Genomic DNA, 13984 nt, shown 5'->3' with positions numbered 1-13984 from the left:
CCGGCTCGGCCCGCTTACGCCGAAGGAGTTGGCCGAGTACGCCGGGCTCGCGCCCGCGTCCGTCACCGCGCTGGTCGACCGGCTCGAGCGCAAGGTGTGGTGCACCTACGCCGCGATCCGCACGGCCGCGTGGCTGGACCGGATCCGCGACCTGCCCGGTCAGGCGGCGACCGCCGGCTACCTGAGCAGCCGCCGCAACAGCGACGGCGGCTACGCCTGGAGCAAAGGGATGGCCTCCGACGCGTGGGCGACGTTCTACTGCACCCAGGGGATGGCCGAACTCGGCGCCGGACTCCCCCGGCCCGGCTCGACGCGGGACTGGCTGCGCCGCACCTGGTCCGGCGACGCGTACGCGATGCTGCCCGGGCAGGCCCCCGACGTATGGGCCACGCATTTCTCGGTGCGCAGCACGGTCGAACTGTGCCGGGACGACCCGCCGGACCGCGGCCGCCTGGTGAGCTGGCTGCGCGCGTTGCAGGCGCCGGACGGCGGCCTCGGCTGGTCGCCGGAACACGCCAGTACCACGGCTTCCGACGTCCGTGCCTGCTTCTACGGCGTGATGTCCTGGCGGGCGCTGCGCATCGCGGAACCGGAACTGGAGCTTCCCTGGGACGGCGCCGCGCTGGTGCGCTGGCTGCGGGATCAGCAGCGGGCCGACGGCGGTTTCCGGTTCGGGGAGTCCGCGGACGTCCCGTGCCTGTGGGCCACGTACCGGGCCACCGCCGCTCTCGAAGCGCTGGGTGCGGCCCCGGACGAGCGGCAGCGCTGCCTCGACTGGATTCTGGACCGGCGGCTGCCCGACGGCTCGTTCGTCCGGTGGGCCGGTTACGACGTCGCCGACGTCTGGGCGCAGTTCTGCGCGATCGGCTCGCTGCGGGCGCTGGGCGCGGACACCGGTGAGCACGCGGGTCCGGTGCTGCGCCGGCTGCACGCGTTGTCCTGTCCCTCGGGCGGTTTCACCTATCGCGAGCCCGAGCACGCCGGGGACGCGCTGAGCACCGCGGCCACCGCGCTGCTCTCGCCCGGCGACGACCCGCGGCAGCAGCAGTGGCGTGCCTGGCTGGCCGGATGCCGGCTGCCGAACGAGGGCGGCGTCATGTACATGCCCGCCCGCGGCAGCGAGGTGCGGTGCACGCTCTGGGCCCTCGCGGCGGGCTCGGCCGCCGCCGACCCCGCCGCGCCCCGGGAGATCGCGGGCTGGCTGCGCGATCTGCAGAACCCGGACGGCGGTTTCGGCTACTGGGAGGGCCGCGGATCGGATCTGGTCTCCACCGCTGCCGCCGTGGAAAGCCTGCGGCTGCTGGGAATCCCGGTCGCCGAAGCGCTGGATGCCTTGCGGCTGCAGGACTTCGTCGCGGGTTGCCGCGCCGAACAGGGCTACCGCAACGTTCCCGGGGCGGAACCCACTCTCCGCGCCGGGCTGCAGGCGGTGCGGATCTTGGCGGAACTGGGCCAGAGCGTGCCCGGCGAACTGGCCGGTCTGCTCGACCGGCACCGGGTGACCAGCGGCGGTTTCGCCAACACCGGTTCGCGCATGCCGGATCTGCTCAGCACTTACGAGGCGGTGGTGACCGCCGACCGGCAGCGGATCCCGGTGGATTCCCCGCGGCTGGCGGTGTTTCTCGACCGGCTCGGCCGCGCGGACGGCACCGCGTGGACACCGCTCGCGCCGGGCGGCGGCGGGGTGCTGGCCGACTGTCTCGGCACTCTGCTGCGCGACCGCGTCGCCGGGCTCCGGACCGCACTGCCCGCCCTCTCCTTGTCCTGAGGGAAAACCGTTCGTCCTGGGGAAATCATGCCCACTGTCACCATTCGCACCGCCGAATTGCCCACCGCCGAACGCCGCGCCATCGCCGTGCGGCTGACCCGCTGGTTCTCCGACCACGACAGCGACCGCAGGCATGTGGTCGTGCGGTTCGAAAAGACCGAAGAGGGCACGGTGTTCGTCGGCGGCATGCCGATCGAGGCTCTCCCGCACGACAGCGAAGGACTGCACCACGCGAGTGTCGTCTGCTGCGTGTCGGTCGGGCGGGATCACGTCTTTTACGAAGAGCTGGCCGCCGTGCTCGCCGACGCGCTCGGCATGACCGCCGGAACTCCGTTCCTCTACCTGGAATTCCGGCCCACGCCCAAGGAATCCGTGTACTTCGGCGTCCAGGGACGACTCCGTCGCGCGGACGCCACCGGAAAGGGAAACCGATGACCTCCTCCCCCGTGCCCACCCTCGACTCCCTCCGGACCCGCACCCGCTCCGTGCTGGCCGGTCTGTTCGGCCCGGAAATCGACGACCTGCCCGAGGACGCGCCGCTCCCGGAGACGCTCGGCGACCGCTACGACAGCCTCGGCGCGATGGAATGCGTCACCGCCGTGGAAAAGGAATTCGGCATCGAGGTCGACTTCGTCGAGCACGACGTCCGGTACACCTTCGCGCGGATGGACCGCATCGCCGAGTTCGTGCACTCCCAGCTGGAAGACCGGGCCGTGTTCGGAGGCACCCGGTGACCGCGCCGGAAATCGAGTTCCGCACGTCCGGGCACACCGGTTCGCCCGCGGTGTGGCTGCGCACGCCGGACCAGCTGCGGGCCGAGGCCGGACTGATCGCGGACGAACTCGTCGGCGACGTCGAGCAGATCGCGAGCTTCGCGCCGGTGGAGCACCTGTTCGGCAGGCTCTTCGCGCAGGTGCTGCCGGAGATCCGCGGCATTCCCGTGCACCACCTCACCCACGCGCCGGCGGGCTTGCCGCCCGAACTGGAGCAGAAGCGCACGCTGTTCGTCTGCCTGCCCTCCAGCTGGCTGGTGCTGCGGCACCTGCTCGGCCAGGTCAAAGCGCTGCCGTCGGCGGTCGCCCTGCACGGGACCGGGCCCACGGTGCAGGCCACCGGCGAGGTGCTGGCCGCGCTGTCCGGCACCGGTTTCCGGGCGTTCGAACTGTTCGGGTCCACCGAGACCGGCGGGGTCGCGCACCGGGAAATCGCGCCGCCGGGCAGCGAAACGGGACGCTGGCAGCTCCTGCCCGACGTCGAGTTCGCCGATCCGGACGAGGGCCCCGGCCAGTGGCTGCACATCCGCAGCCCCCGGCTGGCCCGGCGCGGCGACATGGCCGCCCGGCCCGAAACGTGGCGGCTGCCCGACGTGATCCGCCGCGAGGGCCGGTCCTTCGAGTTCCACGGGCGGGCCTCGGCCCTGATCAAGGTGAACGGCGAGCGGGTGAACCTGGAAGAGCTCTCGGCCGCGCTGCGGAACTCGGTCGACGGCCTGGACGTGGCCTGCCTGCCCGTGCGCGATCCGGTCCGCGCCGAGCACTACGAACTGTTCTACAGCCTCGACCGGGAACACTCGCGCCAGCAGATCTCCGCCCGGCTGCGGGCGGTGCTGCACGATTTCACCCCGCCGCGGGCGATGCACCGGGTGCGGCGCATTCCCCGGACCGCGACCGGGAAGATCGCGGTCACCGCCCTGTACGCGCTCGCGCAACAGGGACCCCGCGCGGCGCTGGAAGAGGCGATCTGATGGCCGCCTCGGCCCGTCCGCTCCCGTCCGATCCCGCCGCGGCGGTCAGCGGCTACGCCGAGGCCGCGGGAATCTCCTGGCCGGACGACCGCCCGGCGCTGCCGGATCTGCTCGGGCTTCCGCTCGCCGACCGGTGCCGCCTGCACGAGCTGGGCGAATGGGACGACCGGAAATGGGCGGAGCAGAATGAAACCTGGCACGCCGTCGCCGACGCCCGGTACCGGGCGGTCACCGCGCGGCGGGGCCCGGGGGCGGGCACGCCGCTGATCCGCGTCGGCGTGAAAGACACCGTCGACGTCGCCGGCCTGCCGACCTCGCTGGGCCTGCGCCATTACCGGCACCATCCGGCCGCGTCGGCCGAAGCGCTCTCCCGGCTCGCCGGGGTCGAGCGCCAGGTGATCGGCAAGGTCGTGAGCACCGAGCTGAACATCGGCGTCGGCTCCGGCTGCGTGAATCCCTATTTCCCGCACATCGACCCCGCGGGTTCGAGTACCGGCGCGGGCGTCGCCGTCGCCGCGAACCTCTGCGATCTCGCGCTGGGCACGGACGTCCTCGGGTCGGTGCGCTGGCCGGCCGGGCACTGCGGCACCGTCGGATTGCGGATGACCCACGATCCGGGGCTGCTGCGCGGCATCTTCCCGCTGTCCCCGCCGATGGACGCGGTCGGCTGGGTGGCGCGCACGGCCGAGGATCTCGCGTTTCTGTGGCAGCGCCTGGGTTTGCGTGCCCTGCTCGGACCGGCCGGGCAGCCGTTGCCTTCCCGTTGCCGCATCGGCGTGCCCGTCCACGTCCGGGAAGGCTCGTGCAGTCCCGAAATGCTGGAAACGCTCGACCTGGCCGCGTCCGCGCTGGCCGACGACGGCAACGAGATCGCCGACCTGAGGGTGGACGACCTCTGGCAGCACCGCGGCTCCGCCTGGCAGCTCTGCGCCCGGCAGGCATGGGACGGCTACCAGCTCTGGCGGCACTGGATCACCGTGCCGTTGCACGCGAGCACCGAACAAGCGCTGGAAGTCGGCGCCCGGGTCAGCGACAGCCAGTACGCGGAGATCCTCGACGCGATGTTCTCCTGCCGACAGGAGAACGCCGCTCGCTTCGGCGACCGCACGCACGCCTGGCTGCTTCCGCTGGATCCCTCTCCCCCGCCCGATCTGCGGACCAGCCGCCCGGTCGCCACCACCATTCCCGCCCCCGGCGAGCCCGGCTACGACCGGCGGATCGGCTACACCCCGATCGCCAGTTTCGCCGGACTGCCCGCCATCGCCGTGCCCGTCCGGCTCAGCCCGGTGAACCGCGCCCCGCTCGGGGTGCAGATCGTCGGGCCGCCCGGCGGCGAAGAACGCCTGATCGACCTGGCCCGGCAGATCCAGCTCCGGCTGGCGCCGTCCGACCTCCGTCCCGCGTGATCACCCCCTCACCAGGAGACCGCGATGATCCCCCGCGCAGTGCTGGAAATCGCCGCCGCCCATCAGCCCGCATGGCCCGCACCGGACGCGGTGGCCGCGGTGCGCAGCGAATTGCGCGCCAGGCCGCCGCTCGTCGACGCGCAGTCCTGTCACGCGCTGGCCGGCGAACTCGAATTCGTCGCCCGCGGGGAGGCCGTGGTGATCCAGGCGGGCGACTGTGCCGAACTGTTCGCCGATTCGGCGCGGCACCGGATCCAGGCCAAGGCTTCCCAGCTGCACCACCTTTGCGAAACCGCCGAAACCGCCGGAGTCCCGACGGTGCGGATCGGCCGGTTCGCCGGGCAGTTCGCCAAACCTCGTTCCTGTGCGACGGAAACCCTGGCGGACGGCGAGGAAATCCCGGTCTACCGCGGGGACGCGGTGAACGGCCTGAGCCCGACCGCCGAGGCAAGGCGGCCTGATCCGGCTCGCATGCTGACCGCCTACGACGTCGCGGCGCGCGGCCTGGACGCTCTTTTCATGCGGCAGCTGCTGCTTTCCGAGGGCAGCAGCGGAATCAGCTCGATGCTGGCGCCGACCTACATCAGCCACGAAGCGCTGTTGCTGGACTTCGAGCAGGCGCTGCTCCGCCACGACCCGGCCCGCGGCGGCAGCTACGCTTCCTCGGCGCACCTGGTGTGGATCGGCGAGCGCACCCGGCAGCTGGATCACGCGCATCTCGCGTTCGCCGAGCAGATCACCAACCCGGTCGGGGTGAAGATCGGCCCGACCGCGACCGCGGACGAGCTGAACGCCGTCGTCGACCGCCTGGCCGCAGGACATCGGCCCGGCCGGCTGAGCCTCATCATCCGCATGGGCGCGGAGAAGATCGCCGGCCGGCTCCCCGCGCTGATGGCCTCGCTCGGCTCGCGGGCCGGGCACGTGACCTGGCTCTGCGATCCCATGCACGGCAACACCCGCAAGACCGGGAGCGGGCGGAAAACCCGCGTGGTGACGGAGATCCAGGCGGAGATCGGGCACTTCTGCCGGATCCTGCGCGAGCACCGGGTGCATCCGGGCGGACTCCACCTCGAGGTGAGCCCCGACCCGGTGACCGAATGCGTGGACACGCCCGCCGAGCTGACCGGCGCGCTCGCACTCGACCGGTACGAGTCCGCCTGCGATCCCCGGCTGAACCCGGTTCAGGCGCAGGAGGTCGTCCGGCATTTCACCCGGCTGCTGTGAGTCCTGGCGGCGGCCGGCCCTAAATCGCCGAGCCCACGTCGCCGACGTGCGAAATGCCGTGGTCGCCGCACCGCGTCTGCACTTCGCCGAGGAGGGTCCGCAGCAGTTCGGCGAGCTGGGCCCGCTGCTCGCCGCTGAGCCCGGAAACCAGTTCGAGTTCCCGCTCGAGCACCCGGTCGACGGTCTGTTCCACCAGCGCGTGCCCGGCCGGCGTCAGCGTCACGTACACGCTCCGCCCGGGCGGTTCGGTGTGCCGTTCGACCAGTCCTTCGCGTTCCGCCCGTGCCACCCGCTGCGAAATCGCCCCCGCGGTGACCAGGGTCAGCCTCGCCAGTTCGCGGGTCGTCAGCGAGTACGGCGGCGAACTGCGCCGCAGCACGCTGAGCAGGTCCAAAGTGGCCGAATCGACGCCCGAGTCGAGCAGCACCCGGCGGCGGTCCTCGCCGAACAGCTTCGCCAGCTGCCACAGCCGGGTCACGATGCCGATGGACTCGGTGGACGTGCCCGGCCGTTCGCGCTGCCAGGCGGCCTCGATCTCGTCGGCCGCGTCCGGCGCGGGGGCATTCCCGGACGCTGCGCTCATCCCGGACCTCCACCTCGGTTGTCGGCTACGCTGCGGGCAGCCTATCATTTAGGCCTAAACGTCAATCCAGGCCAGCGAACACGAAGGAAGGCTAGATGACTCGGACAATCCTGGTCACCGGCGGGGGCACCGGCATCGGCCGGGCGGTGGCGGCGAAGTTCGCCGCCGCGGACGCGGTCGTGCACATCACCGGGCGACGCGAAGAAGTGCTGGTCGCGACCGCCGCCGAACTGGGCCCGGCGGTGCGTCCGGTCGTCTGCGACAGCACCGACCCCGATCAGGTGACCGCCGCGCTGGCCGGGCTCGAAGGGCCGATCGACGTGCTGGTCAACAACGCCGGCGGCAACACCGACTTCGATCTGCCCGAGCAAGACGGGCTGGCCGGGGTGCTCGCGCGCTGGCGGGCCAATCTGGACGCGAACCTGATCAGCGCGGTGCTGACCACCGCCGCGGCCGAGCCCCGACTCGCGGAGGGCGGTTCGGTGATCCACATCGGGTCGATCGCCGCCGACCAGGGCTCCGGGTCCTACGGCGCGGCCAAGGCCGGGCTCGCGTCGTGGAACGTCGACCTGGCCCGCCGTCTCGGCGCGCGCTCGATCACCTCGAACGTGGTCGCGCCCGGCTACGTCCGTGAGACCGAGTTCTTCCGGGACAAGCTGCCCGCCGAGCGCGCCGAGCAACTGGTCGAGGCGACCAGCACCGGTCGCGCGGGGATTCCCGCCGACATCGCCGAAACGGTGCACTTCCTCGCTTCCGCCGGCGCCCGGCACATCACCGGGCAGACCTTCGGGGTCAACGGCGGCGCTCACCCGACCAGGTAGAAAGACACGAGAAGAAAATGGTTGCCTCCGCGGAAGCGCCTCCCTCCGCCGCGCCCGGTTTTCGCGACTGGGCCGGCATCGGGATCGTGCTGCTGGCCACGTTCATGGGCCAGATCGACATGTTCATCGTGAACGTGGCCAGCCCGCCCATCCAAGCCGACCTGGGAGCCAGTTTCGGCCAGATCCAGTTCGTCATCGACGGTTACGTGATCGCCTACGCCGCGGGCATGGTCACCGGCGGCAAACTCGGCGACCGGTTCGGCCGCAAGAAGGTCTTCCAGTACGGCGTGGCGTCCTTCACCGCGGCGTCGCTGCTGTGCGCGCTGTGCCCCACCGCGGAGCTGCTGATCGCGGCGCGGGTCGTGCAGGGCGCGGCTGCGGCCGTCCTGATGCCGCAGGTGCTGTCGATCATCCAGGGCACCTTCGCCCGGCAGGAAGACCGGCGGCGGGCGATCGGGGCCTACGGGTCGGTGATCGGGCTCGGCGTCGTGGCCGGGCTGATCGGCGGCGGCCTGCTCTTGGAGGCGGACGTCGCCGGCCTGCGCTGGCGGACGATCTTCCTGATCAACGTGCCGATCGGGCTGGTCATCCTGCTGATCGCGCCGTCGACGGTGCGGGAGAGCCGCAGCGCGGCCGCCGCACCGCTGGACATGGTGGGCACCGTGCTGACCGCGTCCGTGCTGCCCGCCCTGCTGATCCCGTTGTCGATCGGCCCGGAACAGGGCTGGCCGCTGTGGACCTGGCTCTGCTTCGCCGCCACCGCGCTGCTGACGGCGGTCCTGTTCCGGTTCGAGAACCGGCTCGCCGCGCGGGGCGGCGATCCCCTTCTGCCCGCCCGCCTCCTGCGCAGGCGCGGGTTCCCGGCCAGCATGGCCACGGTGACGGTGTTCTTCGCCGGCAACGCGGGCTATTTCCTGGTGCTGACTTACTATTTGCAGTCCGCGCTGAACCTGAACCCGATGAGCACCGGCGTGGTGTTCGTGCCGCTGGGCGCCGGGTTCGCGGTGGCGTCGGCGGCCGGCCGCAGGCTGGCCGAGCGCTACGGCACGCGGGTGCTGATCACCGGCGCGCTCCTGATGGCCTTGAGCTTCCTTCCGATGCCGTTCATCGTGCATGCCGAGACCGGCACTCAGGCGTTCGCGCTCGCGGCCACCATCGGCCTGTCCGGAATCGGGCAGGGCCTCGTGGTTTCGCCGTTGATCGGCATCGTCATGGCCCAGGTGCCCGCGGATCTGACCGGGGCGGGTTCGGGCGTGCTGAACACCGTCACCCAGGCCGCGATGGCGCTCGGGGTCGCGGGGATCGGCACGCTCTACCGCGCCGCGCTGGGCCGCAACCCGCAGGACACGGCGTCGGTCCCCGCAGGCGGCTTCGGCACCGCGTTCGTAATCACCTGCGGGGTTCTCGCGCTGCTCGCCCTGGCCACCGCGGCGCTGAGCTGGTTGCTCGGCCGCCCGGGAACCGCGAACGAGGCAGGAGTGACATCGTGACGGCAGACGGCGATCAGCCGGTCGAACTCGACGGCACCAAACTGGATCTCGACAGCGTCCGCAGGATCGCCGAGGGCCGGGCGCCGTGCGCGGTGACCCCGGCAGCGCTGGCCGCGGCCGAAAAGAACCGCGCGTCGTTCGAGAACCTGGTGCGCCGAGGCGTTCCGGTTTACGGCGTCACCACCGGGTACGGAGAACTGGTGCACCACCCCATCGGCGCCGGAGACGAGGTGGCGCTGCAGACGAATCTGATCCGCAGCCACAGCACCGGCGTCGGACCGCTCTTCGCCGAGGACGAGGTGCGGGCGATGCTCACCGCCCGGCTCAACGCACTCGCGAAGGGCTGTTCGGCCGTGCGCCCCGCGGTCCTCGAACGGCTCGCGGCGTACCTGAATCTGCGCATCACCCCGGCGGTGCCGGAAATCGGGTCGCTGGGAGCCAGCGGGGACCTCGCTCCGCTCGCGCATGTCGCCGGCACCCTGATCGGCGAAGGCTACGTCCTCGAGAACGGCGAGCGGACTCCGACCGGCCCGGTGCTGCGGCGGCACGGGATCGTGCCGCTGCAGCTGCGCGCCAAGGAAGGCCTCGCGCTGATCAACGGCACGTCGGCGATGACCGGGATCGGCGCACTGGTCGTCAGCCGCGCGCTCGACCAGGTACGGCAGGCGGAGATCATTTCCGCACTGGTCGTCGAAGTGCTGCGGAGCTCGACCGGGCCGTTCCTCGCCGAAGGCCACGAACGGGCGCGTCCGCACCCGGGCCAGATCGACACCGCCGCCAACCTGCGCACGTTGCTGAGCGGAACCGGGCTCGCCGTCGACCACGCTGAGCTGTCTCGCCAGGCTCGCAGCGGCGACGAAGAGGTCTACTTGCAGAAGGCTTACACCCTGCGCGCCGTGCCGCAGGTGCTCGGAGCCGTCCGCGACACGCTCCGGCACGCCGAGACCGCGTTGCGGACCGAACTCAACTCCGCCAACGACAATCCGCTCTTCTTCGGCGGGGACACCGAAGAAGCGATCTTCCACGGCGCGAATTTCCACGGCCAGCCCATCGCTTTCGCCATGGACTTCTGCACCATCGCGCTCACCCAGCTCAGCGTGTTCTCCGAGCGCAGGACGCACCGGCTGCTGAACCGGCACCTCAACGACGGCATGCCCGAATTCCTGATCGCACAGAGCCCCGGCCTGCACAGCGGGCTGGCCGGGGCGCAGTATCCCGCGAGCGCGCTGGTCGCCGAGAACCGGACGATCGCCCCGGCCAGCACGCAAAGCGTGCCTGCCAACGCGGACAACCAGGACGTAGTCAGCATGGGCTTGATCAGTGCCCGCAACGCCCGCCGGGTGCTGGCGAACAACAACTGGATCCTCGCCGTGGAACTGCTCGCCGCGGCCCAGGCCGTCGACGTGTCGGACCGGTATTCGCATCTCAGCCCGCTCGGCCGCGTGACCTACCACCACGTCCGGGCGATCGCCCCCGCCTTGCGCGAAGACAGATATCTGAGCGACGAGATCGAGGCACTGGCCGCGGCGATCGCCCGCGGCCACTTTCTCGACGCGATCGTTCACCACGGGGCCGCCCTGCGGTGACCCCGGCCGCATCGCCGGCCCCTCGACGCCATGGCCTCGAACCCCGTTGACAGCCAAGGGAGGCTCCCGTTGACGTTCGACGACGTCTTGCCCACCCGCGTCCTCGGAACCGACGGTCCCCTTGTGTCCGCGCTCGGACTCGGCTGCTTCGGCATGAGCCACGCCTACGGAAACGCCGACGAGGCCGAATCGATCGCCACCATCCATCGGGCGCTCGACCTCGGCTGCACCTTCTTCGACACCGCCGAATGCTATGGCCCCTTCCACAACGAGGAACTCCTCGGCACGGCGCTGCGCGGCAGACGCGACAAAGCCTTCATCTCGACCAAGTTCGGCTGGGAATACACCCCGGCCGGCGCCCGCGGCAAGCTGAACAGCCGGCCCGGCCACATCCGCCGCACCGTCGACGCGATGCTGACCCGCCTGCGCACCGACCGCATCGATCTGCTGTCGCAACATCGGGTCGACCTCGAGGTCCCCATCGAAGACGTGGCAGGCGCCGCGGCCGAACTGATCACCGGCGGCAAGATCCGGTACTTCGGCCTTTCCGAAGCCGCCCCCGCCACGATCCGGCGAGCGCACGCGGTCACCCCCGTCACCGCGCTGCAGACCGAGTACTCGCTATGGGAACGCCACGTCGAAGCCGAGATTCAACCCCTGTTGCGGGAACTGGGCATCAGCCTGGTCGCCTACTCCCCGCTGGGCCGCGGATTCCTGACCGGAACCGCCAAACCCGCCGAAGAGTACGCCAAGGGCGACCACCGCAGGACGGACCCGCGCTTCCGACGCGAGAATTTCGCCGCCAACACCGCCATCGTCTCGACGGTCGGCGCCGTCGCCGCCCGCGTCGACGCGACACCGGCGCAAGTATGCTTGGCCTGGCTGCTGGCCAAAGGGCAGGACATCGTGCCGATCCCGGGCACCAAGCACCCTCACAGCCTCGTCGAGAACCTTCAAGCCGCGTCCCTGCGCCTCAGCGCCGAAGACATCGCGCAGCTCGACAACGCGGTTCCGCCCGGGACGACGAAAGGCATGCGCTACCGGGAATCCGCCATGCATCTCAACGGCCGCTGACTGTCGCGGGGCCTGTTCCCCGGCGGTCCCTCTCTTGTGCAGTCCCGCCGGGGCGCTTCACCGCAGGTCGGCGATACACCCCGAATCCCCGGCACACGCGCAGTCCCGCCAACCGGTGTCGCGTGATCACGTCCGGGCTGTAGCGCGGGCCGCGAGGCTACTCGCTGCCGATGACGGTCAAGTCGTCCCAGTGCGAGATAACGGTTTTCCGCGCGCTTCGGAGCAGGCCGTCCAACAGTGTCAGGCTGCGCGAGTCGCGGGTCGGCTTGCCTTCTTCGGCTGCTTGTCGTGCCGCATCGTGCACGGAGCGCAGCAGGTGTGGTTGCACGATCACCACTTTGGTCTTGTTCAGGGTGGTCCGCGCCCGCAGTTCGGTGACGAACCCCGACAGTTCCGTGCGCCGGGTGCCGTCGAGCCAGGCCGCCGGGCGTGCGATCCGCGGGGTGGTGAAGCGTTCGACGAGCGCCCGGTTGTCGAGCAGGCGCAGGTTCTTCACCGCTTGCGCCACAACTTCCTGGTATGCCGTCACCGCGACGTGCCGGGTCGACGAGATGCTTTGTGCCCCCTTGACGTGAATGGCGGTCAGCGTGCCGTCGACCAGGTGCAGGAAGTCGGCGACCTCGCCCGCGCCATCGTCGCAGACGAGCCACCCGGTGGTGTAAGTCGTTGCGACCCAGGCGAACAACGAGTGGTCGTTGATCAGGCCGATCGCGTCATGGATGGCCTGGTCGCCGCGCACCGAGGGCTTTTCCTGGTTCACCCGGTGACTGCCGAAATCGGTGAAGTCCAAGTTGGCGAACGGCGGTGCGGTCTGGTTCTGCAGATTGATCTGGTGCTCGTCGAACGTGTGCCCCGACTCGTAGTAGATCCTCAACAATTCACCGTCGCCGACGGCGTCCCGGATCTGCCGTGCCACCGCTTCGTTCGAGGGCGTTCCGGCGAAGCGAACGTCCAGATCGAAGCAGCCTCCCCGGGCGACCGGTTTGATGGACAGCGAGCCGGCCTCGGCCCCCTCGCAACCGACGACCGCGGTGAACGCCGGGGACTGGGGGTGCCCGCGAACTTCGAGGAACGAGTTCCGCAACAGCTCCGCCCGTTCCGTCAGTTCACCGTCCGGGTCCGCCGCGTCGGGGAGTTCATCCGGTTCGGCGATGGTGACGTCGTACGCGCCGTACACGTTGGCCAGTTCGGTCTCCGGCACCGCCAGCTGCCAGAACTGATCCTCCGGCGGTTCGACCGCGAAAGACTTCTCGAACAGGGTGACGGTTTCAGTGGCGGCGGCGAGGAACGTCAGCAGATCGACCCGGAACTTCCAGTAGAGGTGCGACCTCGCCGGACTGACCGTCAGCCTGCCGCGCACTACGGCGGATTCGTCCAGGGGCAGGTAATCGATCACGGCCGCGCTCAACGCGAAGCTTCCGTCCTCATCGTCGAGTACCTCCTGGATCCGCAGACCGCCCAAGGTCTTGCTGTCGGCCTTGGTGACGCGACGGCGATGGACTCCGCGCAGCCACAAAGTCTTCCCGTCGCCCTGGAACGTTCTCCGCAGGATCGCGCTCGGCAGATACCGATAGAGCTTGTTGAACTTCTGCGACCACTTGCGCAACGCCTCGTCGCTCACCGGCGTGTGTATCACCACGAAAGCTCCACGGCGCACCACGACCGTCAACTGGTTGGCGACATCGAGCACCTGTTGGTGTTCTCCCGACCAACTCGGCACCGTGCGACGCTCACGAGCGGACGCATACAGGCCATCCATGCCCAGCTCCAACAGCGATCCGATGCCGTCGATCCGGTCGGACTCGGCGAGCACGACCTCGCCGAGGCAGCGAACCGATTGTGCCCGGCCCCGTGACTCCAGTGCGGTCCGGAGGAAATTGACGAGCGAGCGGAACGCCGCCTTCGGGTCCGCGTCCGGGTGGCAGTGCAGCACCGACACCGAGAACGTCGGTGCCAACTCGGCCAGCCCCTCCAGCCGGGGCACTTGTGAGTCCACAAGGGATTTGTCGATGTCCATCGCACTGCCGTCCTTTCAGCACCGTGATGGCGCATTCTGGAAGCATGTATTCGCTGCGTGTACCGAGTGTGGATCAGATGTGGACCACCGAAAAGGACACCGGCACATGGCCGCCCGCGTGCGGTGAAACTGCCGCCGGGGAGGAGCGGCGCAATAGCGGATTCGTCAGCGCGAACAGGCCGAGGCGGTCTCAAACCGGTGGCCGGACATGGGCTGCCCGGCCAGCTCGACGACTTCATCTCCGGCGCCATCACGGTGTCCCCCCTGACGC

General features: G+C 70.3%; 12 protein-coding genes. 10 read left to right on the top strand and 2 right to left on the bottom strand.

The window, feature by feature from the left end:
• From ACWDNU_RS18155 to ACWDNU_RS18130, 6 genes are all read left to right on the top strand, one after another.
• Window positions 1-1768 (top strand): prenyltransferase/squalene oxidase repeat-containing protein (locus ACWDNU_RS18155; protein ID WP_449669706.1); only part of this gene is annotated, 1768 nt, incomplete at its 5' end.
• 27 nt (window positions 1769-1795) lie between these two features.
• On the top strand, window positions 1796-2203 hold the full coding sequence (locus ACWDNU_RS18150; protein WP_370937616.1) for a hypothetical protein: 408 nt from the start codon (window positions 1796-1798) through the stop codon (window positions 2201-2203).
• A complete protein-coding gene (locus ACWDNU_RS18145) occupies window positions 2200-2502 on the top strand; it encodes an acyl carrier protein (protein ID WP_449669705.1) in 303 nt (100 codons plus the stop codon). Before ACWDNU_RS18150 ends, ACWDNU_RS18145 begins: the two co-directional genes overlap by 4 nt.
• Window positions 2499-3512 (top strand): hypothetical protein, encoded by a 1014-nt coding sequence (locus tag ACWDNU_RS18140; protein WP_449669704.1) that lies wholly within the window; start codon window positions 2499-2501, stop codon window positions 3510-3512. Before ACWDNU_RS18145 ends, ACWDNU_RS18140 begins: the two co-directional genes overlap by 4 nt.
• Window positions 3512-4918 (top strand): amidase family protein, encoded by a 1407-nt coding sequence (locus ACWDNU_RS18135; protein ID WP_449669703.1) that lies wholly within the window; start codon window positions 3512-3514, stop codon window positions 4916-4918. The genes ACWDNU_RS18140 and ACWDNU_RS18135 overlap by 1 nt, the downstream gene beginning before the upstream one ends.
• Window positions 4919-4942: 24 nt before the next feature.
• Window positions 4943-6142, top strand: coding sequence for a 3-deoxy-7-phosphoheptulonate synthase (locus tag ACWDNU_RS18130; RefSeq protein WP_449669702.1), 1200 nt, complete (start codon window positions 4943-4945; stop codon window positions 6140-6142).
• A 19-nt stretch (window positions 6143-6161) separates the two neighbouring features.
• Here ACWDNU_RS18130 and ACWDNU_RS18125 read toward each other — a convergent pair whose 3' ends face one another.
• Complete coding sequence (locus tag ACWDNU_RS18125) at window positions 6162-6725, bottom strand: MarR family winged helix-turn-helix transcriptional regulator (RefSeq protein ID WP_370937621.1); 564 nt, start codon at window positions 6723-6725, stop codon at window positions 6162-6164.
• A 95-nt stretch (window positions 6726-6820) separates the two neighbouring features.
• Between ACWDNU_RS18125 and ACWDNU_RS18120 the strand changes: the two genes are divergently transcribed.
• The 4 genes from ACWDNU_RS18120 (at window position 6821) to ACWDNU_RS18105 (ending at window position 11696) form a co-directional block, all read left to right on the top strand.
• Window positions 6821-7546, top strand: a complete 726-nt coding sequence (locus ACWDNU_RS18120) for an SDR family NAD(P)-dependent oxidoreductase (protein WP_370937622.1) — start codon at window positions 6821-6823, stop codon at window positions 7544-7546.
• Window positions 7547-7563: 17 nt separating this feature from the next.
• Complete coding sequence (locus tag ACWDNU_RS18115) at window positions 7564-9036, top strand: MFS transporter (RefSeq protein ID WP_449669701.1); 1473 nt, start codon at window positions 7564-7566, stop codon at window positions 9034-9036.
• Window positions 9033-10622, top strand: coding sequence for a tyrosine 2,3-aminomutase (gene cmdF / locus ACWDNU_RS18110; RefSeq protein WP_449669700.1), 1590 nt, complete (start codon window positions 9033-9035; stop codon window positions 10620-10622). The genes ACWDNU_RS18115 and cmdF overlap by 4 nt, the downstream gene beginning before the upstream one ends.
• Before the next feature lie 69 nt (window positions 10623-10691).
• Complete coding sequence (locus ACWDNU_RS18105) at window positions 10692-11696, top strand: aldo/keto reductase (protein ID WP_449669699.1); 1005 nt, start codon at window positions 10692-10694, stop codon at window positions 11694-11696.
• 157 nt (window positions 11697-11853) lie between these two features.
• Here ACWDNU_RS18105 and ACWDNU_RS18100 read toward each other — a convergent pair whose 3' ends face one another.
• Window positions 11854-13713 (bottom strand): hypothetical protein, encoded by a 1860-nt coding sequence (locus ACWDNU_RS18100; protein WP_449669698.1) that lies wholly within the window; start codon window positions 13711-13713, stop codon window positions 11854-11856.
• Window positions 13714-13984 lie beyond the last annotated feature (271 nt).

The organism is Amycolatopsis sp. NPDC003676, from assembly GCF_053587275.1.
Note: the sequence above shows the minus strand (reverse complement) of the source record. Positions and strands in the feature narration are given on the sequence as shown.